Annotated in this window: 20 protein-coding genes; 13 read left to right on the top strand and 7 right to left on the bottom strand. The window is 72.1% G+C overall.

From position 1 onward, the window contains the following. Window positions 1–150: 150 nt before the first annotated feature. Complete coding sequence (locus ACIG5E_RS19115) at window positions 151–1,059, bottom strand: hypothetical protein (RefSeq protein ID WP_396534679.1); 909 nt, start codon at window positions 1,057–1,059, stop codon at window positions 151–153. 117 nt (window positions 1,060–1,176) lie between these two features. Here ACIG5E_RS19115 and ACIG5E_RS19120 point away from each other — a divergent pair, with 117 nt between their 5' ends. The 4 genes from ACIG5E_RS19120 (at window position 1,177) to ACIG5E_RS19135 (ending at window position 5,288) form a co-directional block, all read left to right on the top strand. Next, window positions 1,177–1,671 carry a hypothetical protein gene (locus ACIG5E_RS19120; protein WP_396534681.1) on the top strand — a complete coding sequence of 165 codons (495 nt, stop codon included), beginning with the start codon at window positions 1,177–1,179 and terminating at the stop codon, window positions 1,669–1,671. A 100-nt stretch (window positions 1,672–1,771) separates the two neighbouring features. Further along, window positions 1,772–2,179: a hypothetical protein gene (locus ACIG5E_RS19125; RefSeq protein ID WP_396534683.1), complete on the top strand. Its 408-nt coding sequence runs from the start codon at window positions 1,772–1,774 to the stop codon at window positions 2,177–2,179. 220 nt (window positions 2,180–2,399) lie between these two features. After that, window positions 2,400–3,560, top strand: coding sequence for a hypothetical protein (locus ACIG5E_RS19130; protein ID WP_396534685.1), 1,161 nt, complete (start codon window positions 2,400–2,402; stop codon window positions 3,558–3,560). Between the two features lie 201 nt (window positions 3,561–3,761). Next, the gene (locus tag ACIG5E_RS19135) at window positions 3,762–5,288 is read left to right on the top strand and encodes an FMN-binding glutamate synthase family protein (protein WP_396534687.1); all 1,527 of its coding nucleotides are present in this window, start codon (window positions 3,762–3,764) and stop codon (window positions 5,286–5,288) included. Here the strand turns inward: ACIG5E_RS19135 and ACIG5E_RS19140 are convergent. Then, window positions 5,207–5,935 (bottom strand): GNAT family N-acetyltransferase, encoded by a 729-nt coding sequence (locus ACIG5E_RS19140; protein WP_396534689.1) that lies wholly within the window; start codon window positions 5,933–5,935, stop codon window positions 5,207–5,209. The two genes, ACIG5E_RS19135 and ACIG5E_RS19140, sit on opposite strands and share 82 nt — an antisense overlap. Before the next feature lie 98 nt (window positions 5,936–6,033). Beyond that, entirely contained in the window at window positions 6,034–6,417 is a 384-nt protein-coding gene (locus tag ACIG5E_RS19145; RefSeq protein ID WP_396534691.1) for a peptidoglycan-binding domain-containing protein, read from the bottom strand. Between the two features lie 272 nt (window positions 6,418–6,689). Between ACIG5E_RS19145 and ACIG5E_RS19150 the strand changes: the two genes are divergently transcribed. From ACIG5E_RS19150 to ACIG5E_RS19170, 5 genes are all read left to right on the top strand, one after another. Next, window positions 6,690–7,103, top strand: a complete 414-nt coding sequence (locus ACIG5E_RS19150) for a peptidase inhibitor family I36 protein (RefSeq protein ID WP_396534693.1) — start codon at window positions 6,690–6,692, stop codon at window positions 7,101–7,103. A 662-nt stretch (window positions 7,104–7,765) separates the two neighbouring features. Then, window positions 7,766–8,815, top strand: a complete 1,050-nt coding sequence (locus ACIG5E_RS19155) for a substrate-binding domain-containing protein (protein ID WP_396534695.1) — start codon at window positions 7,766–7,768, stop codon at window positions 8,813–8,815. Window positions 8,816–8,925: 110 nt separating this feature from the next. Beyond that, window positions 8,926–10,500: a sugar ABC transporter ATP-binding protein gene (locus tag ACIG5E_RS19160; protein WP_396534697.1), complete on the top strand. Its 1,575-nt coding sequence runs from the start codon at window positions 8,926–8,928 to the stop codon at window positions 10,498–10,500. Between the two features lie 73 nt (window positions 10,501–10,573). Next, a complete protein-coding gene (locus ACIG5E_RS19165) occupies window positions 10,574–11,614 on the top strand; it encodes an ABC transporter permease (protein WP_396534699.1) in 1,041 nt (346 codons plus the stop codon). Between the two features lie 218 nt (window positions 11,615–11,832). Further along, on the top strand, window positions 11,833–12,639 hold the full coding sequence (locus tag ACIG5E_RS19170) for a DeoR/GlpR family DNA-binding transcription regulator (RefSeq protein ID WP_396534701.1): 807 nt from the start codon (window positions 11,833–11,835) through the stop codon (window positions 12,637–12,639). 107 nt (window positions 12,640–12,746) lie between these two features. On the opposite strand, the gene galK is transcribed toward ACIG5E_RS19170, so the two are convergent. Then, entirely contained in the window at window positions 12,747–13,892 is a 1,146-nt protein-coding gene (gene galK / locus ACIG5E_RS19175; RefSeq protein ID WP_396534703.1) for a galactokinase, read from the bottom strand. A gap of 270 nt (window positions 13,893–14,162) precedes the next feature. Between galK and galT the strand changes: the two genes are divergently transcribed. Together galT and ACIG5E_RS19185 are read left to right on the top strand one after the other, a co-directional pair. Continuing rightward, complete coding sequence (galT, locus tag ACIG5E_RS19180; protein ID WP_396534705.1) at window positions 14,163–15,266, top strand: galactose-1-phosphate uridylyltransferase; 1,104 nt, start codon at window positions 14,163–14,165, stop codon at window positions 15,264–15,266. 285 nt (window positions 15,267–15,551) lie between these two features. Beyond that, the gene (locus ACIG5E_RS19185; RefSeq protein WP_396534707.1) at window positions 15,552–17,654 is read left to right on the top strand and encodes an NEW3 domain-containing protein; all 2,103 of its coding nucleotides are present in this window, start codon (window positions 15,552–15,554) and stop codon (window positions 17,652–17,654) included. A gap of 129 nt (window positions 17,655–17,783) precedes the next feature. Here the strand turns inward: ACIG5E_RS19185 and ACIG5E_RS19190 are convergent, their stop codons facing one another. Next, complete coding sequence (locus ACIG5E_RS19190) at window positions 17,784–19,877, bottom strand: alpha-galactosidase (protein WP_396534709.1); 2,094 nt, start codon at window positions 19,875–19,877, stop codon at window positions 17,784–17,786. 271 nt (window positions 19,878–20,148) lie between these two features. Continuing rightward, window positions 20,149–20,730: a TetR/AcrR family transcriptional regulator gene (locus ACIG5E_RS19195; RefSeq protein ID WP_396534711.1), complete on the bottom strand. Its 582-nt coding sequence runs from the start codon at window positions 20,728–20,730 to the stop codon at window positions 20,149–20,151. A 51-nt stretch (window positions 20,731–20,781) separates the two neighbouring features. On the opposite strand from ACIG5E_RS19195, the gene ACIG5E_RS19200 reads away from it, so the two are divergent. Further along, window positions 20,782–21,300, top strand: coding sequence for a GNAT family N-acetyltransferase (locus tag ACIG5E_RS19200; RefSeq protein ID WP_396534713.1), 519 nt, complete (start codon window positions 20,782–20,784; stop codon window positions 21,298–21,300). 346 nt (window positions 21,301–21,646) lie between these two features. Here ACIG5E_RS19200 and ACIG5E_RS19205 read toward each other — a convergent pair whose 3' ends face one another. Continuing rightward, window positions 21,647–22,012 (bottom strand): MerR family transcriptional regulator, encoded by a 366-nt coding sequence (locus tag ACIG5E_RS19205; protein WP_396534715.1) that lies wholly within the window; start codon window positions 22,010–22,012, stop codon window positions 21,647–21,649. Window positions 22,013–22,120: 108 nt separating this feature from the next. Between ACIG5E_RS19205 and ACIG5E_RS19210 the strand changes: the two genes are divergently transcribed. After that, window positions 22,121–22,906, top strand: coding sequence for an amidohydrolase family protein (locus ACIG5E_RS19210; protein ID WP_396534717.1), 786 nt, complete (start codon window positions 22,121–22,123; stop codon window positions 22,904–22,906). Window positions 22,907–23,029: the final 123 nt, after the last annotated feature.

Here is a 23,029-nt window from a genome sequence, read left to right on the forward strand (position 1 = left end):
CGCCGCCGCCCCCGCGCGCGCCGCTGGTCGGGGGGGGCTTATTTCTGGGTCCGCCGCCGCGTTGGGGGGGGGGGGGGCGGGGGTGGGGGGGGGGGGCCCCCCCCACAACGGCGTTCCGGGCGCCCGGCGGCGGCGCCAGGCGCCCGGCGGTCAGCCTCCGCCCGCTGCGGTCCAGTAGTCGCGGTCGGCCGGCAGGCGCGTGCGCAGGTCGGCGCGGACCTGCTCGGCCAGCCGCCGGGTGTCGCGTCGGTTGACCATCGCGCCGATGCCCGCGCCGAGGAGCAGCGGGGTCGTCGACGGCAGCCGGCGCATCCAGCTGCGGGTGAGCCGGCGGCGCACCCGCTGGCGAACCTCCGCCCCGAGCGCGAGCGCCGCGAGGCCCGCCGGGCGGATCAGCAGTTTCGCGTCGATCCCCCGGCGGTCGGCCCAGGCACCCAGGTAGGCGGCGGCCCGCTGGGTGGCGCTGCCCCGTACCGGGACGCCGTAGACCTCGTGCAGCTCGGCGATCAGCTTGAGTTCCACGGCCGCCACGGCGAGCGTCTCGGCCGCGACCTCCACCGGCATCGCGGGCGGCACGGGCAGCATCGCCACCGCCCCGACGCCCGCGCCGAGCGCGCCGGAGGCCCGGGTGGCGCCGGCGACCAGTAGGTCGGCCAGGTGCTCGGGGTCGGCGGCGCCGGGATGCTGGGCGCGCAGGGTGGTGAGGTCACGGATCGGGATCCGCGGGGCTGCCCGTACCAGCTGCTCGGTGAGGGCCTTGCCGCCGAGGACCGCTCCCCGGCCGCCGCTGCCCAGCAGCCGCGCCGCCTTCGCCATCAGTGCCCGGGCGCGGCCTCGCTCGGCGTGGCGCTCGGTGGCCGGCCAGGCCCCGACCGGCCGCTCGGCCCGCTCGACCAGCTCGGCGAGGTGTTCGGCCAGGCCCGTGTCCGGGACGGCGCCGCCCGCCTCGGGGGCGGGAACGGAGTTCGGGGGTCTGGGTGGTGTGGGGCCCGTCCTCGAAGCTCCGGGCTCCGAAGGCCCCGGTCGCTCGGAGCGGCCCGGTCTGCGAAAGACTGCCATGCGTGTGCGGCTACCCGGCCGTCCGGACGGCACGCCTGGGGTGGTCCGGCGGGTGGGTGGATGGCACTTCGGCTAGCGTCGGGCGTGGGGGCCGAACGATGGTCGGAGGTCGGCGGCATGGCAACAACGGCAATCGCGCGGCTGGCTGAGGAGTGGCGGCGGGCCGCGGATCAGCACCTGACGCCGACCAAGCGGTCACTGGTGGTGATGTGGGCGGCGTTCGGCACCACCTTCGGCACGGTGCGCTTCATCACGCACGGGATCAGGGGCGGCTGGCTGCCCTGGGGCAACATCTCGGCCGGCGGGAAGCACCTGCACCACTACAACATCGGCATCGCGGCGCTGGGCGGCGTCGGCCTGGTGGCCGTCCGCGGCGACGAGCGGGCGGTCGGCCACCCGGCGGTGGCCGCCGTCTACGGCGCGGGCGCGGCCCTGATCACCGACGAGTTCGCACTGCTGCTGGACTTGCAGGACGTGTACTGGGCCAAACAGGGCCGGGTGAGCGTCGACGTCTCGTTCGGCGTGCTCGCCGCGCTCGGCGGTTACCTGTCGGCCGCGCCGTTCTGGCACGAGATCGTCCGAAGCACCCACCGCCGGCTCAGGGCCGGATAGGGCCGGGCAGGGGGCCGCTCAGAGCGCCGAGCCCGCGGATGGTGGTGTGCGCATCCACCGGTCGGGCAGGCGCTTCCGGGACAGCGGTCCAACCCCGGCCGTGTCGATTCGGCTGATGGACCGGTGGGAGGCGATCATGACATTTCGGCATCCGGCGCGAAAGCGTGACGACGGGCGCCGCGGCCGGTTCGAGCAGACGGCCGAGCTGGCGTCGAACCTCACCAGTTCACCGCTCTTCGCCGCGCTCTGTCTGGCACTGGTCGGCGCGTTCGTCGCCGTACACGTCGCCGGTGCGTCGCTGGCGGTGCAGCTGCTGGTCGGAGACGCGATGGTTGCGTTGACACTGCTCCTGCTGGCCCTGCTGAAGAATTCGGAACGCCGGGCCGAGCACGCCATCCAGCGCAAGCTCGACGCGATCGCCGCCGCGTTGCTGGAGCAGCAGGAGGGTGAGCGGGGCGAGGCGTACCAGCGTCTGAAGGATGCGATCCGGCTGGAAGAGCGACTCTGAGTTCCACGACGGCTTGGGCTCCGCGACGGCTCGGGCCCCGCGACGGCTTGGGCTCCGCCGGGCGAGCAAGGCCGGAAGTGCTCTCCTCCTCCGCCCCGACTCCCGATATAACGGGGACGAAGGGGACCGAGGAGGTTGCGGCATGCAGGCGAGGAAACAGCAGGAGACGGCCGGGCATTCTCATCGCGACGCGAGCCCGGCCCGGCGGACCGACGCCCGGGTGAGACCGGCAGCCGGAGCCGGATCCCCGCAGTCCGTCGCAGACCTGCAGCGCACCGTCGGCAACGCGGCGACCGCCCGCATGCTCCAGCGTGCGACGGGCGACCGGCCCGGCACCCGACCGGTGGTGCAGCGGCAGCTGGACGAGAACAACGTGGAAACCACCTGCGAGGCCGGCAGGTACGACGGGCAGGCCGTCACACCGGGCCGCCGGGCGGCCGACCTCCGGAACATCGTGTGGCAGGACCACTGGGATGCCATCTCGGCGGTGTGCAAGAAGCACAAATACACCATCGCCGTCCGGGAGACCGGCGAGTTCTCGATCCGGCGGATCGCGGAAGGCGCCAAGGCCAAGCCGCACACCATCCTGGAGAAGTCGATCAAGCCCGACTCCGTCCGCAGGAAGTACGGCACCGGGCCCGGGCAGGCCCCGGGCGACCCGGCGACCGTACTGGCCTGGCTGGAGGCCAACGACCTGAGCGGCTTCGTCGGCCACTGGGGCGCCCAGGGCCTGCTCGGTGTGCGGATCGACAACCCGCCCCCGACGCTCGCCCCCGGGATCGTGCAGAACGGCGCCAACGGTGAGCCGTACGTACCGCTCGACATGCGGCAGGCGGGCGGCGGGCCCGCCATGGCCGCCCTGAAGACCGATCCGAACTGGAAGCAGTACCTCTACACCGGGGACTACGACCTGCACGAGGTGTACTCCGCCCAGGGCGGTACGGGCGGCGGCCAGATCCCGGAGGCCACCAGGGAGAAGGTCGACCTGCTGAACCGGCTCAACGCGGGAATCGCCCAGAACACCCAGCAGGAGCCGGTGGCGCGCCACGGCACGGTGGCCCTGGAGAACGGCCGGCTGCACACGGCGGCAGGCTCCGACCACGCCATGTTCCAGCACGGCGACCAGGCCACCTACCGGATGAACCAGTACCTGGAGTCGGAGGTGGCCCGGCACGCGCAACAACTGGTGCGGGCGGTGGCCACGGAGTCCAACGAGCCGCTGGCGTGGTGCCGGATGGGCAAGTGGTACGTGACCAGGACCCGCGCGGAGCACAAGGTGCTGCGCAAGCGCTGGAAGCTGGCAGTGCCCCACACCTGGGACGACGAGGAAGTGGAGCGCACGGCCCGCGGCGGCTACCGCACCGCCAACTACACGGCCTGACCCGGCCGTCGTCCTCGGAACTCCGGAGGCCCCCCTGACCGCGGAGCGGTCAGGGGGGCCTCTTACGATCAGTGCGCATTCTTCGACGGACGCCGCTGCCCGACCGGCTGGGTGCCCGCCGCCCAACGTCCTGCACCACCCGACGCACGACACGACGACTCCACCGACGGCGATGGAGTCGCCCACCGAGGAGGAACCTCCATGCAAGCCCGGAAGATCGGCGCGGCCGCCGCTACAGCGGTGGCGCTTCTGGCTGCCCGCGACCTCATCCAGAAGAAGCACGCGCTGCTCCGGAACTTCCCGGTGCTCGGGCACGCCCGGTACCTGTTGGAGACGATCGGGCCGGAGCTGCGGCAGTACATCGTGACCTCCAACGAGGAGGAGCGCCCCTTCAGCCGCGACCAGCGCAGCTGGATCTACGCGTCGGCCAAGGAGGAGAACAACTACTTCGGGTTCGGCACCGAGGTCGACGTCGAGCACGTCCAGGGGCACGCCTACGTCAAGCAGCGCACCTTCGCCGGCGCCCTGCCCGACACCCACGACCCGCAGGCCCCACTGCCCTCGGCCAAGGTGCTGGGCGGGCCGCGCGGGCGCGCCAGGGCGTTCCGGCCGGCGAGCGTGGTGAACATATCGGCGATGAGCTTCGGCTCGCTCTCCGGCGCGGCCATCACGGCGCTCAACAAGGGCGCGGCGGAGGCCGGCACGATGCACAACACCGGCGAGGGCGGCCTCTCCCCGTACCACCGCCAGGGCGGCGACCTCGTCCTCCAGCTCGGCACGGCCTACTTCGGCTGCCGCAACGAGGACGGCAGCTTCAACCTCGACAAGCTCAAGGACGTCGTCGCCGGCGCGCCGGTCAAGGCGATCGAGATCAAGCTCTCCCAGGGCGCCAAGCCCGGGCTCGGCGGAATGCTGCCGGGCGCGAAGGTCACCCCGGAGATCGCCGCCATCCGCGGCATCCCGGTCGGCCAGGACTGCGCCTCCCCGTCGCGGCACACCGCGTTCGGCGACGTCGACTCGATGCTCGACTTCGTCGAACTGCTCGCCACCGAGACCGGCCTGCCGGTCGGCATCAAGAGCGCCGTCGGCGAGATGGGCTTCTGGCAGGAGCTGGCCACGCTCATGGCGCGCGGCGACCGCGGCGTCGACTTCGTGACCGTCGACGGCGGCGAGGGCGGCACCGGCGCGGCGCCGCGGATGTTCGCCGACTCGGTGTCACTTCCCTTCCGGATGGGCTTCTCCCGGGTCTACGGCACCTTCGCCGAACAGGGGCTGACCGACGAACTCACCTTCATCGGCTCCGGCAAGCTCGGCCTGCCCGAGAACGCCGCGGTCGCCTTCGCCCTGGGCGCCGACATGATCAACGTGGCCCGCGAGGCCATGCTGTCGATCGGCTGCATCCAGGCCCAGAAGTGCCACACCGACAAGTGCCCCACCGGCATCGCCACCCAGAACCCCTGGCTGGCCCGCGGCCTCGACCCGGCCTCCAAGTCCACCCGCGCCGCCGTCTACCTGCGCACCCTGCGCAAGGAACTGCTGAAGGTCTCCTCCGCCGTCGGCGTCGCCCACCCGGGCCTCATCACCGCCAACGACATCGAGATCATGAACGGCGACTACGAGGCCCGCACCCTGGCCGGCGTCTACGGCTACAAGGACGGCTGGGGCGAACTCGGCCCGCAGCTCGCCAAGGAGATCACGGCCCTCCTCACCACCAACCCGGCCGTCTGACCCACCAGTTGGTACCACCCTCGCGGGTCGGCGGACCGCCGGCCCGCGAGGGCACCGCGACCAACCCAGTCGCGCCGCGACCAACCTGCCGCGCGGAGGCGGACCCGGCCGGTGACCAGGCGCATGGTGGTGTCGGCCTCGGCGAAGTAGCGTTCGGTCTCGCCGGTGGGGGTGAAGCCGAAGCGGGTGATCGCGCGGACGGCGTCGGTGTTGTCCACGGACGTCATGCTCCATACCCGGGTGAGGCCGAGTTCGGCGAAGGCGAGCTTGAGCATGAGCCAGCCGATGTCGGGGGCGCAGCCGGAGCCGCGCAGGTGGCGGGCCATGGTGAAGACGCCGGAGTAGCCGGTGGTGGCGTCCTCGATGTCGAGGCGGATGCCGCCGACGGGGCGGTCGTCGCCGTGGAGGCACGCGGCGAGCTGGTAGTGGCGGCGCGGCACGGCGGCGGCGGTCGTCACGGCCTCGTCGAGCCTGCGCCGGATCCGGGTGTCGTCCATGACGCCGGTGGAGAGGTGGCGCATTCCGTCCGCGTCGCCCCAGACCGAGCGCATGGCGTCGAGGTCGTCGGCGCGGTGGTCCCGCAGGCGGACGAGAGCGGTCTCCAGCACCGGCAGCGTCCTGGGCGGGTGTCCGGGCATGCGATCCATGTTCGAACTCTAACGAACCGCCGGATTGACGACGGGTCGGGCCCGCCGCTGCCCTCGCGTCCGCTGACGGCGCGAGGGCAGCGGGCAGTGGTGCTCGGTCAGGAGGTGGTGGGCAGGATGGGGCGGCACTTGCCCTCCCACCCCGGGTCGCCGTAGCTCAGCAGCAGGTCACCGGTGCGGGGTCCCACGATGCCGTCGGTGTACTTCGCGGAGCTGATCAGCTTGTACTGCATGTCGATCACGGCCTGCTTGGTGATCGGGCCCCAGTAGCCGTCCTCCGCGATCTGCGGGTTCCAGCCGTTCCGGTTGAAGTAGTTGATGTCGTGCTGGACGCACAGCACGGCGTCGCGGCTGTCGGAATAGCCGTCGCCGACACTTTCGGCCTGGGTGTTGGCACTGGCGGTGCCGGCGAGCGTCGTCACGGCCACGGCGGCGGACGCCGCCAGCAGGGCGGTGCGCTTGACCAGGGAGTGGATGGCCACGGTTCTCCTCGTGTTCGGGCGGGGTCCGCGATTCGACGGACCCGTCGACCGCCACGCTAGGAGGGGCCTGGTCAGGACCACCACGCTTCGCCGTCCCCGGGACGTCCCCGGACGTCCCCGGACCTGTCCCGGGACGTCGGGGTCAGCCGTTTGTCTGCACAAGCGGAACCGTCTGAACTTCTGGCGGGGCACGGGCAATCGTGCAAACCTTGCCCGGGTTCGGCCGGAGGCCGCCCGTTTCGCCGTGCACCACACCACTGGGAGGGGACGCCATGCGCATCAGGATCGGACGTCGTACGGGCAAGGTTGCGGCGGTGGGGGCGCTGACGCTCGGCGCGCTGGGTCTGACGACGGGGGGCGCGTCCGCCGCCACCCCGCCGGGCGGGGCGGAGGCCTGCCCGAACGGCAACGTGTGCCTGTACTTCAACTCGCCGCAGTACGGCTGGGGCTCGTGGGAGGACTGGTCGCCCGGGCAGACCGTCGACCTGAGAAACGCCCACTTCTCCCACTGGGGGAACGGATCCGGCTGGGGCCAGACCGTGGCCGACCACGCCGCCTCGATCGTCAACAACACCGGGCAGCCGGTGGCCGTGGTGGCGGACGACGGGACGTGGGACTACTACCGGGCGGGCTACTCCGACGTCCTCGACTACACCTACAACAAGGACGCCCAGCTCTGGACCTGACGAGCGCTCTCAGGCGTGGCTGACGTGGGCGGCGATGACGCGCCAGCCGTGCTCGGGAGTGTGGATCCAGGTGCGGGTGCAGCGCAGCCGGGCAGTGAAGTCCTGCCCGTCGAGCGGACCACCCACCAGGCGTCCACCGGGCGCCCAGGAAACCCAGCGGGTGGGCTGTCCTTGGGTCCTCCAGCATCCGACGGCTCCGGCCCGCACTGCGCGGTCGGGGCCGTCGTGCGTCTGACGGGCGTTCCGGCTATGGCGGGAGCCTAGCCGCAACTTCCAACACCAATCAACACCCCGGAAGCGCCGCTCGACGCGGCCCCGGGTCGTCCAAGCGGGCCGAGTGCCGGGCTATTGACGCCGTCTCGGCTTTGACCGAAGCTGTCCCGGGCGCCTGTCTACCGACCGGTAGACAAGTGAGCCCGAGCGCTCCCCCGTTGAGCAGCCCTGACCAGGACAACCGTCAGGCCCTCCGACGGAGTGCGCAGCGCGCCCGCGAGGACCGGTGGGCATTACGAGACGGTTTCGAAACCGCCCCGGAGGCAAAGCTGAGCTTGACTCAGGCCTGAACCGGGCGTTTTCTTTTGCTCCGTCGCGTTTGATTCCGACGCTTTCTGATCGATTCTGTTGCTACTGGCTGATCGGCCCCCACCCTCAGGAGCCCCACCATGCACCTCTCCCCCCGTGGCCGCCTGGCCTCGCTCGCCACACTGAGCCTGGTCACCGCCTTCGGTCTGACGGCCTGTTCCACCGGACAGACCTCCTCCTCCGGCGCCGACGCCTCGGTGGCCCCGGTCTCCGGCAAGGTCTCGATCACCTACCTGCAGAAGCAGGGTGACCAGCAGTACTTCGTGGACGAGGCCGCCGGCGCCAAGGCCAAGGCGGCCGAGCTGGGCGCCGACCTGAAGGTCGTCAACCTCGGCAACGACGCCAACAAGACGGTCGGCGAGGTGCAGGCCGCGATCGCCCAGAAGAGCAACGGCCTGATCATCGTGGTGCCGGACCCGGCGGTCGGCCCGCAGGTCGTCCAGACCGCCCGGGACGCCAAGGCCGCCCTGCTCACCTCCGACGACCAGGTCTGTGCGAACGGCCCCTCCCCGACCCAGTGCGCCGCGGGCGACCTGGTGCCCCGGATCGGGTTCTCCGGCCAGCAGATGGGCCAGCAGGTCGGCCAGCGCGCCGCGGAGGAGTTCAAGAAGGCCGGCTGGAACGCGGCCGACACCAGGATCATCTCCGCCTGGAAGCAGGACGTGACGGTCTGCGGCGACCGCGTCAAGGCCGCCAAGAGCGCCTTTGACCAGGCCGCGCCGGGCGTGCAGAACATCGATGTGGCCACCGACAACACGCCGACCGGCGCGCAGGACAAGGTGGCCGCCACCATCACCGCCAACGCCGGCGTCAAGCACTGGGTGGTGTGGGGCTGCAACGACGAGAACGTCCAGGGCGCCGTCACCGCCCTGCAGAACGCCGGGGTCAGCCCCGACGACATCGACGGCGTCGGCCTGGGCGCCTACCTGGCGTGCAAGGACTGGGCCTCCGGCAAGCCCTCCGGCATGAAGGCCGCCCTGTTCATCAACGGCAAGGACGTCGGCGCCCTGTCGGTGCAGACGATGTACGACAAGCTCAAGAACGGCAAGGACTTCCCCAAGGAGGCCTTCGCCCCGACCAAGATGGTCGACGCCGCGACCTGGCAGTCCGCGGGCGTGTCCTGCAGCTGACGCCGCATCCGACGTAGCGCCGAGCCGGCGGTGCGGCAGGGCTGATCCGGCCCCGCCGCACCCCCGACGCTCCCCAAGACCGTCCGCACCGCACCGCCAACGAGGCCCCGATGACCCCACCTGATTCCCCGCCCCTCCCGCCACCGGACGGCTCGGCCGGCCTGAGCGCCGAGGGCGTGTCCAAGCGCTTCGGCGCCGTCCAAGCGCTGACGGACGTCACCCTCACCTTCCCGCCCGGCCAGGTCACCGCCCTGATGGGCGAGAACGGCGCAGGCAAGTCGACCCTGCTGCGCATCCTCACCGGGGACCACCGCCCCACCGAGGGACGCGTCCTGCTGGACGGCCGGCCGCTGGACCTGAACTCCCCACAGGACGCCCGCCGGGCCGGGATCCGGATCATCCCGCAGGAACCCGAGATCATCCCGCACGTCCCGGTCGCCGAGAACGTCTACGCCGGCGCGCTGCCCCGCACCCGGCTGCGCCGCCTGGACCGCGCCGGGCTGCACCGCCGGATCGTCGCCGACCTGCGCCGCCTCGGCTTCGACAAGGTCCTCGACCCCACCCTGCTCGGCTCCGAACTCACCGCCGCCCAGCGCCAGTTGGTCGAGATCATGCGCGCCCTGACCGGCGCCGTCCCGCCGCGCGCGATCGCCTTCGACGAGCCCACCTCCTCGCTCTCCGAGCACGAGGTCGAGGCCCTGTTCGCCCTGATCGGACGCCTGCGCGACGAGGGCATCGCGGTCATCTACGTCTCCCACCGGATGAAGGAGATCTTCCGGCTCGCCGACCGCATCGCCGTGTTGCGCGACGGCCGGGTGGCCGGCGTGGTCCAGGCCGGCGCCACCGGCGAGGGCGAACTCGTACGGCTCATGGTCGGCCGCGACCTGTCCTCGCTGTTCGTCCGCCAGCAGGTCGCCACCGATCGGGTCGTCCTGGACGTCGAGGACCTCGGCACCGACGACGTGCGCGGCATCAACCTGCGGGTCCGGGCGGGCGAGGTCGTCGCGCTGGCCGGCCTGATCGGCGCCGGACGGTCCGAACTCGCCCTCGCCCTGGCGGGCGACGCCCCGATCCGCTACGGCACGGTGACCCTCAACGGCGAAGTCCTGCGGCTGAGGAACCCCGGCGACGCCATCGCCGCGGGCATCGGCCTGGCTCCCGAGGAGCGCAAGACCCAGGCGCTGTTCCTGCACCGCACGATCCGGGACAACACCTCGCTGGTCAGCCTGGGCCGGCTCAGCCGCTGGCGGTTCGTCAGGCGCCGTCAGGAGAAGGACCTCGCCCAGGAGTACGCCGACCGGCTGCGGGTCCGCGCCCCATCCGTCGAGGCGGAGGTCCGCACCCTGTCCGGCGGCAACCAGCAGAAGGTCGTCCTGGCCCGCTGGCTCGCCCGCAGGCCCGACCTGCTGATCCTCGACGAACCCACCCGTGGCGTCGACATCGGCGCCAAGGCCGAGATCTACCAGATCATCGCCGACCTCGCCCGCTCCGGCACCGCCGTCCTGGTCATCTCCTCCGAACTGCCCGAAGTGCTCGGCCTCGCCGACCGGGTCGTGGTGATGCAGAACGGCCGCACCACCGGCGAGCTCATCCGCGAGCAGGCCACCGAGGAGGCCGTCCTCGCCCTCGCCATGGCCGATGACCTGGCCACCACCGCCCCCGCCCAGACCGGAGAGACCCAGTGAACGAGCGCAGCGAGCGAACCATCGAAAGGCGCGCGTGGGCAAGTGCCCCTGCCGAGCGCGGCGAGGTGGGCGCATGACCACCACCACTCCCCCGACCGCCCCCGTGCCGGACGCCGGAGCCGTGAACGCCCGGTCCGGTGGCCCGCGCGCCCTGCTCGCCGCGGTCGGTGGCCAGAACCTCAGCCTGATCGGCGCCCTCGTCGCCGTCGTCGCCCTGTTCGGCTGGCTCAACCCGAACTTCGTCGGCTGGGACAACGTCCAGGTCATCGCCGAGGCCGCCACCATCTCCGGACTGCTGGCCGTCGTCCAGACCGTGGTGATCATCTGTGGCGGCCTGGACATCTCGGTCGGCTCCCAGGCCGGCCTGGCCTCCGTCACCAGCGCGATGGTCTTCACCTCCACCGGCGCCAACCCCTACCTCGGCATCGGCGCCGCCCTCGCCATCGGCGCCGGCATCGGCCTGTTCAACGGCGTCGTCATCGTCTACGGCCGGGTCAACCCGACCATCGCCACCCTCGCCGGACTGGCCGCCTACAAGGGCGTCGCCCAACTCGTCTCGGACGGCCGGGCCCAGGGCTACGTGCTCAACGACCCGGTCTTCGTCTTCCTCAGCCGGGGCCGGATCGCCGGCCTGCCCACCATGGTCTGGCTGCTGATCCTCACCGCCATCGCCGTGCACACCCTGCTCACGTACACCGACATCGGCCGCAACGTCTACGCCATCGGCGGCAACGACACCGCCGCCCGTCTGGCCGGCATCAACCTCAACAAGTACCTGATCGCCGCCTACGCCCTCTCCGGCACCGTCGCCGCCCTCGCCGGCGTGCTGCTGACCGCCCGCACCGGCAGCGGCCAGCCCGTCTCCGGCAGCGAGGGCCTGGAGCTGCAGTCGATCACCGCGGCCGCCCTCGGCGGCTGCGCCCTCAAGGGCGGCAAGGGCGGCATCGGCGGCACCCTGCTCGCCGTCGCGCTGCTCGGCGCACTGCAGAACGGCCTCACCGTCCAGGGCATCAACTCCTTCTGGCAGAACGTCGCCCAGGGCGCCCTGCTGGTCGCCGCCGTCGTCATCCAACAGCGCCGCAACCGCGACCGCGCGGTCGGCCTCCCGGCCTGAGGAGCCCCTCGGACCGGCCTCGCGGCCGGGAGACCGACCACTCCGAACCGCCGGTGCCGCGACCGAACGCGGCACCGGCGGCCCGCTTCCCAGACCGGTACCGGGGGGACAGTCGGCCGGCGGTGCTGGGATAATGACTCCCGCAGGACCCGGCCGCGTTCCCGGTCGCCGACGAGAACGCCCAAGCCGTACGTGCTCGTTCGATCGAAAGGTCCTCCGTGGCTGACCAGACGTTGCTCGCCGCCCAGCGCCAGGCATTGATCCTGGAGGCGATCCGCCGGGCCGGCGCGGTCCGGGTCGCCGAACTGGTCGAGCAGTTCGGCGTGTCCGACATGACCATCCGCCGGGACCTCGACGCGCTGGTCCGTCAGGGCACCGTGGAGAAGGTCCACGGCGGCGCGGTGGCCACCGGGACGGCGAGCACCTTCGAACCCGGCTTCGACGCCAAGTCCGGACTGGAGGAGGGCACCAAGGCCGCGCTCGCGGACGCCGCGGTCAAGCTGGTGGAGCCGGGCAGCGTGGTGGCCCTCTCGGCCGGGACCACGACCTACGCGGTCGCCGCCCGGCTCCTGGAGGTCCCGGAGCTGACGGTGGTGACCAACTCGCTGCGGATCGCGGACCTGCTCTGGGCAGCGGGAAGCGACGGGAGGGAGACCGTCCCGTCGCTGCTGCTGACCGGTGGATCGCCCACCCGCTCGGCGGCCCTGGTGGGGGCGCTGGCCGACCAGACGATCCGCTCGCTGCACGTGGACCTGCTGATCCTCGGCGTGCACGGGGTGAGCGAGCAGGCCGGCCTCACCACGCCCAACCTGGCCGAAGCGCAGACCAATCGGGCCCTGATCGCCTCGGCACGCCGCACGGTCGTGGTCGCGGACCACACCAAGTGGGGCGTGGTCGGGCTGAGCAGCTTCGCGACCCTGGCGGAGGTCGACTGCTTCGTCACCGACGACGCCCTCCCGGCGACCGCCCGCGAGGTGGTCGCCGAGGCGGTCGGCGAGCTGGTCGTCGTCCCGGCGGGCGGCTGAGCGGGCGGCCGGGCGGCCGGCTGGGCGGTCGGCCGCCGGAAGGGCGGCCGAGTGGCCGGCCGCTCAGCGTTCGCCCGAGCGGGCGGCCGGGTCGGCGGGCGGCCGGGTCAGGCCACCCGCCGGGCGCCCGCGGAGGGCACCGCGGTGAAGGTGACAGGTGCGGCGAAGCCCGCCGAACGGAAGGCCGACCGCACCGCCTCGGAGACCGCCGCCAGGTCCGCGGCCTCGACCAGCGCGATGACGGAGCCGCCGAAGCCGCCGCCGGTCATCCGGGCGCCCAACGCCCCGGCGGCGACGGCGGCCCCCACTGCGAGGTCCGTCTCCGGGCAGGAGACCCGGAAGTCGTCACGCAGCGAGGCGTGTCCGGCCGTCAGGACGGGCCCCAGCGCCGCGAGCTCACCGCGGCCCAGGTGGTCGATCGTCTCCAGCACGCGCCCGTTCTCGGTCACCACGTGCCGTACCAGCGGCCGGAGTTCACCGGGCAGCCGGTCCAGGGCTGGGGCCAGGTCGGCGGCCGGGAGGTCGCGCAGCGCGGGCAGCCCGAGCAGGCCCGCGGCGCGCTCGCAGCCGGCCCGCAGGGCCGCGTAGGCGCCGTCGCCGAGGTCGTGCTTGACCCGGGTGTCGATCACCAGCAGCCGCAGCCCCGCCGTCGCCAGGTCGAACGGCACGTGCCGCTGCTCCAGCGTCCGGGTGTCGAGGAACAGCGCGGTGCCGTCCGTGCAGCAGGCGGAGGCCATCTGATCCATCACCCCGCAGGGCACACCGACGAAGGCGTTCTCCGCCCGTTGGGCGATCAGGGCGAGTTCCGGCGCGGTCAGGCCCAGTTCGTACAGGTCGTTCAGGGCTGCGGCCGCCGCGCACTCCAGGGCGGCCGAGGAGGAGAGCCCGGCCCCGCTCGGCACGTCGCTGTCGACGAACAGGTCGGCCCCGCCGACGGGGTGGCCCGCCTCGGCGAGCGCCCAGAAGACCCCGGCCGGGTAGCTCGCCCAGCTCGCCACGGCGCCGGGCGCCAGTCCCTCCAGCGCCAGGTCGGTGACCGTGCCGTCGCCCTGGGCGCTGTACAGCCGCAGCCGTCCGTCCGTCCGGCGGCGGGCGCTGACCCGGGTGGTGTGCGGAAGGGCGATCGGCAGGACGAAGCCGTCGTTGTAGTCGGTGTGTTCGCCGATCAGGTTCACCCGGCCGGGGGCGGCCCAGACGCCGCTCGGCCGTGCCGCGTGGACGGCCTCGAAGTCGGTGGCGGCCTCGTCGATCATCTGTTCAGCTCCATGCCTCGTGCGCGGGGTGGGTTCCCGCCGGCGGTGATGTCAGCAAGCGGGAGCGAATTCCGACACAATCAAACACGCCTGGCCTTCAGGGTCAACATCTGCGGTGAACATGGATCGACATGTTCAGGCGGGTCGGATGGTCCACCGGGAAACACCGGCACCAACCGACAATGCTTGTTGACAAGCGATCGTGTTTGTTTGAATCTGTTGAAGCTTGAAAACTGCCGGGGCGACGTCCAACGCGTAAGGAGTACAGCGGTGCACAGAACCGCCACCAAGTTGGCCGACGGCCGCGAACTCGTCTACTTCGACCAGGCGCCGGGAGCCCTTCGCGACGTCCGGGACGAACGCCCCCTGGAGCCCGCGGCGAGCCTGACCGAGATCCGGCTCGACCCGGTGCTCGGCGAGTGGGTCACGGTGGCCGCCCACCGCCAGCAGCGCACCTACCACCCGCCGGCCGGCGAGTGCCCGCTGTGCCCCTCCCGGGACGGTCGGCTCAGCGAGATCCCGGCGGCCGACTACGAGGTGGCGGTGTTCGAGAACCGCTTCCCCTCGCTCGCCCCGGGGTCGGCCGAGCACGTCGCGGCCCGGGACGCGCCCCTGCACACCCTCCGGCCCGGCAACGGCCGCTGCGAGGTGGTCTGCTTCACCTCCGACCACGACGCCTCCTTCGCGGACCTGGACGAGGCCAAGGCGCGCCTGGTGCTGGACGCCTGGACCGACCGTACGGCGGAGCTGTCCGCCCTGCCCGGCGTGCGGCAGGTGTACTGCTTCGAGAACCGCGGCGAGGAGATCGGCGTCACGCTAGCCCACCCGCACGGCCAGATCTACGCCTTCCCCTTCGTCCCCTCCCGCACCGCCCGGATGATCGCCCGGGCCGAGGAGCACCGGGCCCGCACCGGCCGGAATCTGTTCGAGGACCTGCTCGCCGCCGAGCAGGACACCCCGGAGCGGCTGGTCCTGCGGGGCGAGCACTGGATCGCCTTCGTGCCGTTCGCCGCGCGCTGGCCGTACGAGGTCCACCTCTATCCCAAGCGCCGGGTCGCCGACCTCACCGCGCTGACCGAGCCCGAGCGCGCCGAGTTCCCCGGCCTCTACCTGGACCTGCTGCGCCGCTTCGACGCGCTGTTCCCCGCCGAGCCCGGCGCGGCGCCCAACCGGACCCCGTACATCTCGGCCTGGCACCAGGCTCCCCGCACCGGCGGCGGGCAACTCGCCCTCCACCTCGAACTGTTCACCGTCCGTCGGGCGCCGGGCAAGCTCAAGTACCTGGCCGGCGTGGAATCGGGGATGGACGCCTTCGTCACCGACGTGAGCCCGGAGCAGGCCGCCTCCCGGCTCCGGGAGGCCGCGCTCGGCTGACCCGCGACCCGCCCACGGCACCGCCGGAGCCCACCGCGTCGATCTGACCGTCGACGCCGTGGGCTCCGTCGGCATGGCGGCCTGGCCGCGCTCGACCACCGGATGAGCGCCCGGTTCGCGCCCCGGTTCGCGCTCCGGTTCGCACCCTCCCAAGTGCGTTGATATCCGTCTGATTGCGTTGACTATTGACTATCTCTGTTGGGTTTGGTTCGCTTTCCTCCGCCCTGCGCAGGGTGCCAGTTCCTGCACCACCGTCCGCACCACCCACCGGACCCAGGAGACACGATGCGCAAGACGTGGGCCGCGTTAGTCGCGGCCTCGCTGGCAGCGGCGCCGCTCGCTGCCGTCCCCCTCACCAGCACCCCCGCCGCGGCCGCCGAGTCGGCCGGCGCCACACTGGTCCCCACCCCGCCGATGGGCTGGAACGACTGGAACGCCTTCGGCTGCGACGTCGACGAGCAACTGGTCGAGCAGACCGCCGACAAGCTGGCCTCGGCCGGCCTTCAGGCCGCGGGCTACCAGTACGTCAACATCGACGACTGCTGGATGGCCAAGGCCCGCGACTCCGCGGGCCGGCTCGTCCCCGACCCGGTCAAGTTCCCGCACGGGATCACCGGCGTGGCCGCCTACGTCCACACCAAGGGCCTCAAGCTCGGCATCTACGAGAGCGCCGGCACGATGACCTGTGCGGGCTTCCCCGGCAGCCTCGGCCACGAGCAGCAGGACGCGGCCTCCTTCGCCTCCTGGGGCGTCGACTACCTCAAGTACGACAACTGCTACAACCAGGGCGTGCCCTCGCGGCAGCGCTACCGCGCGATGGGCGACGCGCTGGCGAAGACCGGCCGCCCGATCGTTTACAGCCTCTGCAACTGGGGCCAGGACAGCGTGTGGACCTGGGGCGGCACGGTCGGCCAACTCTGGCGCACCACCGGGGACATCAACGCCTCCTTCGGCCGGATGCTGGACATCTTCCACGCCAACGCCAAGCTCGCCGACGCCGCGGGGCCGGGCGGCTGGAACGACCCGGACATGCTGGAGGTCGGCAACGGCATGACGGCGACCGAGGACCGCGCCCACTTCTCGCTCTGGGCGGAGATGGCGGCCCCGCTGATCGCCGGCACCGACCTGCGCAAGGCGAGCGCCGACACCCTCGCGATCTACGGCAACACCGAGGTCATCTCCGTCGACCAGGACCGGGCCGGCAAGCAGGGACGGCCGGTGAGCATGACCGCCGGCCTGGACGTCCTGGCCAAGCCGCTCGCCGACGGCGGGGTCGCGGTCACCCTGTTCAACGAGAACCCGCAGCCCGCGGTGATCTCGACCACGGCGGCCGCGGTCGGCCTGCCGACGGCCAAGGGGTACCTCCTGCGGGACCTTTGGGCGCACACCACCGGCGAGACCGCCGGCGCGGTCAGCGCCACCGTGCCCGGCCACGGCGTCGTGATGTACAGAGTCACCCCGACCGACCACCCGGGCGGGCAGCACCCGGACCTCGTCCTCGACACCAAGGTGCCCGACCTCACCCCGGGAGGCTCGGCCACCGTCACCACGACCTTCGCCAACAACGGCGCGCAGTCCGCGAACGACGTGGAGCTCGGACTGGACGTACCGGCCGGCTGGGCGGTGACGCCGCTGTCGGGGACCCGGATCGCGCATGTGCCGCCCGGCGGCGGGGCCCAGGCCGCATTCCGCGTGACCGCCCCGGCGCACCTGCCGACGCCGATCACCCGGGCCACCCTCACCGGCACCGCCACCGCGCACGGGCCGGGCGGCCCGCAGAGCGTCACCGCGCCCGCGCCGGTCGTCCTGGCCGCGCCCGTGCAGGCGCCGTTCCGGACCTTCACCGACACCACCGCCGTCTTCGGCGCGCAGGACGGGACGCTCGCCATCGACGGCGCGGGTGCCGACCTCTATTACGACGTCGACGAGTACAGCGCCGTCTACCAGCCGGGCGCCGAACACGACGGCTCCACCACGGTCGTGAAGCTCACCTCGCAGGCACCGACCAGCGACTGGGCCAAGGCCGGGATCATGGTTCGCAACGACATCACCCAGCCGGGCCGTTCGGCCGGGTACCTCGTCCTGGCCGAGGCCCCCGGCAAGGGCTACGTGCTGCAGTGGGACAGCGACGGCGACGGCAAGCTGGACTCCAACAGCGCTCCGGCGAACCAGGGTTCGGGCTCGGCGGCCTATCCGAGCTGGCTGAAGCTGGTGCGCGACGGCTCGACGTACACCGGCTACTGCTCCACCGACGGGACCACCTGGACGAAGGTCGGCCAGGCCACCGTCCCGGGAGCGGCCGCACGCCAGGACGTCGGGCTCTTCACCACCTCGCACAGCGCGGGCACCAGCGGCGAGGCCGACTTCACGGGCTTCACCCAGAGTTAGACCCGACGCCGTTCGGTCGATGGCGGGTCCGCGGTTGTACTCGGAGATCGCTCGTCTGACGATGCGGTCTCCGCTGCGGACCCGCCGCACGGGCAGGAGCCGGGCCTGCTCACCGCCATCTAAGGCGGGTCAGGACAGCACGGTCCAACTCTGCCCCGCCGCAGCGGCGTTGGCTGGGTTGGTCATGCCCGTGGAGGCGGCCGCCGTTCCGGCGACGTCCAGCGTCAGGCCGTTGCCGACGTTGGTGACGGTGAGTGCGCCGCTGCCGTTCTGGGTGACCTTCCACTTCTGCCAGGGGTTGTCGGGCGTGGCATTGAGCAGGTAGGCGCTGCCGACGCCGTTGCCGCCGGCGAGCACGGTGTGCGTCTGGGCCGCGGTGGCGCAGTTGTCACTGATCGTCACGGTGCCGTCCGCGTTGGGCGTGAACATCCACTGCTGGGCGGCGTTGCCGCTCTGGTAGGCGTTGATGTCGGAGTTGCCGCCGACGGGTGCGGAGCAGCCGCCCTGGACTTCGAGCGCCTGGCCCCCGGTGCCGCCGGCGCTGAGCGCGTGGTACTTGCCGTCGCCGACTACGCCCGGCTGGCCGGCCCCGGTGCCACCGCCCGTGCCGCTGCTCGCGCCGGCGATGCGGTAGAGCGCGACGCCGTGCGCGGGGATCCACTTGCCGCCGATGGAGCCGGTCGCGGTGCCGGTGGCGCCCGTCCACAGTTCCCGGTAGCCGTAGCCCGGGCCGGTCAGGCCGAGGTCGGCGAAGCCGGCACTGATCACGGCCCAGTTGTTCGGGTCCTGGTTGATCAGCGCCACGGCGAGGTCCCCGTTGGCAAGTTGGCGCTTGAGGACCACCGGGGCGACCGGGGAGGAGGGCGGGTTGCCGACCAGGGTGGCGGGCTTGGCGAGGCCGTCCTGATCTATGGCGATCATGTCGCGGTTCTTCAGGAGCGCGAGTGCGGAGGAGTTGATGCCGGTGGACCAGGTGTAACCGTTCGCGGTGTGCTGCGAGTCGGCGGCGGTGCGCAGGTCGGCGCCGGAGATGAGCGGGGCCGCCATCATCGAGAGCACGGACAGTTCGGTGCGCGACTCGTCGTCCGTGAAGGGCTTGTGGCCCTGGGAGGTGTCGGTGACACCCCAGACGCCGTAGGTGTCCTGCCAGCCGGCGAACATCATGTCCAGGTCGTTCCAGCTGCCGGGGTGGACGTTGCCCGGGTACTTCAGCGCGGTCTGCAGCTGGCCGTTGTAGAGCACGCCGTCCAGTTCGCTGTCGCGGTCGCCGCCGATCCGGCACATGTTGGCAACCTGGCCGCACCAGATTCCGGTGGGCGAGTAGCCGGGGGCCTGGTGCGGCGGGGTGCCGGCGGCGGTGATCAGCGGATCGGTCCGGGCCGGGTCGCCAGCGCTGAGCAGGGAGGGGATGCCGGTGTGCGCGGGCTGCGCGGACAGGCTCAGCGTGATCTTGGGCTTGCCCGCGGCGGCGGTCGCCGCGTCCAGGGCGCGCTGGAAGGTCTGGCTCCGGGCGTAGATGGACTGGGTGAGCTCCTTGCCCTCGCCCTGCGGGTAGTAGGCGTAGCCGTCCGGGCCGTGGATGGTGGGACCGTACGGGCAGTCGTCGTACTTGACGAAGTCGACGCCCCAGGAGACGAAGTCGGCGGCGTCGGTGGTCTCGTGGCCGAGGCTGCCGGGGTGGCCCTGGCAGGTGGTGTAGGTGTCGGTGGCGTAGAGGCCGAACTTCATGCCCTTGCTGTGGGCGTACCAGGCCAGGTACTGGATGCCGTTGACGGTCCTGCCGTCGACGGTCTGCGCGGGGAACTGGTCGGGCCCGGGGAGCAGGTGGCCGCTGGTGGTGTCGTTCCCGCCCCCGTCGGTGCCGCTGACGGGATTGCCGTTGGCGTCGTAGAGCTGCATGGCGCCGTCTGCGGTCTTGGCGAAGTCCGCGCTCTGGCCATCGCGGTGGCGCATCGACCAGCCGTCGTCGACGGTGACGGTGTCGTATCCCGCCTGCACCAGGCCGTTGGCCGCCATGAAGTCGATGGTCTGCTTGACCTGGCTCTCGGTGACGGAGGCACCGATGCTGTTCCACGAGTTCCAACCCATGGGCGGGGTCCGGGCGTTGCCGTTGCCGAGGGCGGCGGCCGGAGTGGCGGTGCCGAGTGCCGCGGCGCTCAGGCCGGAGGCCGCGAGGACGGTGACGGCGAGTATGCCGACGAGCCGGTGTGGCGTTCTGCGCATGTGGGGGCTTCCCGGGTGGGTGAGTGCGCCGGGCCCGGGCCGTCGAGGGGTGCCGGCCGCGGCGCGGGTGGATGGAACCGGTGCTGACGATCTGTACCGGGCTGTGCGGACGCGGCGACGTCGTTCGAACTGCGCATGGGGGCGCGACGACCGCACGAGGGGGAGCAGCCGTCGACGAGACGGCGGTGCCATACGATATTGCACCTAACAGAACCCGACAAGACTCAACACAACAGAACTCTGGCCCTGGTGGGGTGAAGCCGTCCCGGCCTCAGCGGAGGGTGGCGTCGAGGAAGGCGTGCCAGGCCGTGTGGATGCGCTCCGCATGGGTGTCCTCCTCGCCGGCGAGGAGGTCCAGGAGCAGGCCGCGGAGGACGGCGAGGACCACGGTGGCGTTCGCCCCGGTGCCCTCCAGCACCCGACCCAGGGGTGGCAGCCACTCCTCCAGCGAGGCGGTGCCGAAGTCCCGCCAGGGTTCACTGCGGTCGAAGGCGCGGACGTACCCTTCGAAGAACAGTCGCAGCGCACCCCGGTGTGAGGGGTCCGTCAGCCATTCCCAGAGCAGTTCGAGAGTCTCGCGGGCGCTGCCGCCCTCGGCCTCCGAGCGTTCCAGCAACGCGAGTTGCTCGGTCCGGCCGACCGCCAGTACCTCGCGGACCAGCCCTTCCTTCGAGCCGAACAGGTAGAGCAGCACGCGGGGGCTGGAGCCGATCTCCGCCGCCAGTGGGCGGAGCGAGAGGTCGGACACGTTGTGTTCGGCGACGTAGCGAAGGGTCGCGGCGAGGAGGTCCTCGCGCCGCATCGAGGGGCGGCGCGGCGACGGGCGGGACGGCACGTTGGCTGGGATGGACACGTGGACTATCGTTCCACTGAAACGAGTGTTTCAGTAGAAGGGGATGCCGCCATGGCCACCACCGCACCCGGAATAGTGACCGTCCGCGAGGCCGACCGGCCCGGGGACCTCGGCGCCGTCGCCGCCCTGCACGGCATCCTCTACACCCGCGAGTACGGCATGGACGCGACCATGGAGGCCTATGTCGCCGCGGGCATGGCCGAGTTGGTCCTGGCCCGCGTCGTCGAGGGCAGCTCGGCGCCCGGCCGGCTGTGGGTCGCCGAGCTCGACGGCCGGGTGGTCGGCGCCGCCGGGCTCGTCCGGGCCGAGGAGCGTCCGAACTGGGGCCAGCTGCGGTGGGTGGTCCTCGACCCGGTCGCCCGGGGCCGGGGGCTGGGCCGGCGACTGCTGGAGATCGCCCTCGACGAGGCCCGCGCCCGCTCGTACGAAGGCGTGCTGCTCTGGACGGTCACCGGCCTCGACGCCGCCCACCACCTGTACGCGCAGGCCGGTTTCGAGCTCACCGTCTCCCGCCCGGCGCACAAGTTCGGGCTCGACACGGTCGAGCAGCGGATGGACCTGCGGTTCTGAGCGGCCGCCGCCCGCCTGGACTTCTGGACGGACGCGCCTGGAATCGCCCTCCCGCTGGACAGTCGTCATGTCTGAAGGGGCGACCGGGTGGGCATACAACGTGCAACCGGCGACGGGCCCGACCGCAACTCCCCCACGAGTGCGACCGGGCCCCGGCCGGCGACCGGGCCTGGGCGTGACTCCCCCCACGGAGTAGCGGCCAGGCCCGCTGATTGTTCAACCAGCGACACGCAGCGTACATGCCATCTCTACTCAACGCTACCTCGCGGCCGAGGATGGCCGTTCGGCACGCTGTCCGGTGGCCATGGACGCCGTCGAAATGGTGGGGCGGCACTCGGCCGAAACCCTAGAGCGCGGGCAGGCCCGCTTCCTCGGTGGCCGCGATGGCCCGTCGCAGGGTATCCCGGGCCTGGTCCAACTCCTCGGCGCGGCGGTCGAGTTCGGCGAGTTGGGTGCGCAGCTTGGTGAGCACGCCGGGGCAGGCGAGCAGCGGGCCGTCCGGCTGGCCGCACGGCAGGATCTGGCCGATCAGCCGGGTGGGCAGGCCCGCGGCGAGCAGGGCGCGGATCTGGCGGACGGTCTGCTCGGCGGAGGGCTCGTAGTCGCGGTAGCCGTTGGGCAGCCGGGTCGAGCTGAGCAGGCCGGCTGATTCGTAGTACCGGATCAGGCGTTCGCTGGTGCCGGTGCGTTGGGACAGTTGCCCGATCCGCATGGTCGTTCGCTCCCCGTTCGGTTTGACCTTGTCACGGTGTCAGGGTTGCAGACTAGGGCACGGCGACGGGAGGTCGCCCCGAAGGACGGCACTGACCAGGAGAAACCGTTGATCATCGACGCGCACAGCCATGTCCACGACCCGCTGGACAGCCACCTCGCACTGCTCGACGAGGCCGGGGTCGACCGCGCGGTGCTCTTCGGCACCCGGCCGCACCCGGAGCGGGCCGTCGATCTGGCCTCGTTCAAGCGGGAGATGAGCGTGCTGCACGCGACGATCAGCGGGCAGTCCGCGGGTGCCGAGGCGCACGAGGCGGCGGTGCGGGAGCTGGCGGCGGCCTGCGCGGCGCATCCGGACCGGTTCATCGGCTTCGGCAAGGTGCGGCTGGACGTGCCGGCCGGGCAGATCGCCGCGGAGGTGGAACGGGACGTGGTCGCCCGGGGCTTCCGGGGCATCGGTGAGCTGACGCCGCCGCCGGACGGCGCGGGCCTGATCGAGCCCGTCCTGCGCGCCTCGGCCGACCACGGCGGACTGCCGGTCGTGGTGCACGGGTTCGCGCCGACCACCGCCGGCGACCTGGCGACGCTGGCCGACCTCGCCCGCCGCCACCCGAGCGTCCCGCTCGTGATCAGCCAGTTGGGCGGCCTCAACTGGCTGACGGCCATCGAGCTGGCCAAGGAGACCCCGAACCTCTACCTGGAACTGTCCACCACGAACGTGGTGTTCGCGCTCCGCCTGGCCATCCAGGAGGTGCCCGACCGGACGATCTTCGGCTCGGACGCCCCGTACGGGGATCCGGTCCTGACCCGCGCGTTCGTCGAGCGCGTCACCGCGCCCGGCGAACTGCGCGACCGCGTCCTCGGCGGTACCTTCGCCGAACTCCTGGGCCTCTGAGCCGAGTTGCGGCAGCCCTCGTGATCTCCGCTCGCCCCTCACGGGGGTGGGGGCGAGCGGTTCACCCGACATCGGCCTCACCGACGACGACCTCGTCGCCGCCATCAGCGCCACCGTCTGACC

Origin of the sequence: Kitasatospora sp. NPDC053057 (assembly GCF_044546945.1) — a bacterium.
In the GTDB taxonomy this organism is placed as follows: Bacteria; Actinomycetota; Actinomycetes; order Streptomycetales; family Streptomycetaceae; genus Kitasatospora.

Coding starts and splice junctions, on each gene's coding strand:
- ACIG5E_RS19155 (WP_396534695.1), top strand. CDS start 7,766: ATGCACCTCTCCCCCCGTGGCCGCCTGGCCTCGCTCGCCACACTGAGC.
- ACIG5E_RS19135 (WP_396534687.1), top strand. CDS start 3,762: ATGCAAGCCCGGAAGATCGGCGCGGCCGCCGCTACAGCGGTGGCGCTT.
- ACIG5E_RS19160 (WP_396534697.1), top strand. CDS start 8,926: ATGACCCCACCTGATTCCCCGCCCCTCCCGCCACCGGACGGCTCGGCC.
- ACIG5E_RS19120 (WP_396534681.1), top strand. CDS start 1,177: ATGGCAACAACGGCAATCGCGCGGCTGGCTGAGGAGTGGCGGCGGGCC.
- ACIG5E_RS19165 (WP_396534699.1), top strand. CDS start 10,574: ATGACCACCACCACTCCCCCGACCGCCCCCGTGCCGGACGCCGGAGCC.
- ACIG5E_RS19205 (WP_396534715.1), bottom strand. CDS start 22,012: ATGCGGATCGGGCAACTGTCCCAACGCACCGGCACCAGCGAACGCCTG.
- ACIG5E_RS19185 (WP_396534707.1), top strand. CDS start 15,552: ATGCGCAAGACGTGGGCCGCGTTAGTCGCGGCCTCGCTGGCAGCGGCG.
- ACIG5E_RS19200 (WP_396534713.1), top strand. CDS start 20,782: ATGGCCACCACCGCACCCGGAATAGTGACCGTCCGCGAGGCCGACCGG.
- galK (WP_396534703.1), bottom strand. CDS start 13,892: ATGATCGACGAGGCCGCCACCGACTTCGAGGCCGTCCACGCGGCACGG.
- ACIG5E_RS19150 (WP_396534693.1), top strand. CDS start 6,690: ATGCGCATCAGGATCGGACGTCGTACGGGCAAGGTTGCGGCGGTGGGG.
- ACIG5E_RS19190 (WP_396534709.1), bottom strand. CDS start 19,877: ATGCGCAGAACGCCACACCGGCTCGTCGGCATACTCGCCGTCACCGTC.
- ACIG5E_RS19140 (WP_396534689.1), bottom strand. CDS start 5,935: ATGGATCGCATGCCCGGACACCCGCCCAGGACGCTGCCGGTGCTGGAG.
- ACIG5E_RS19115 (WP_396534679.1), bottom strand. CDS start 1,059: ATGGCAGTCTTTCGCAGACCGGGCCGCTCCGAGCGACCGGGGCCTTCG.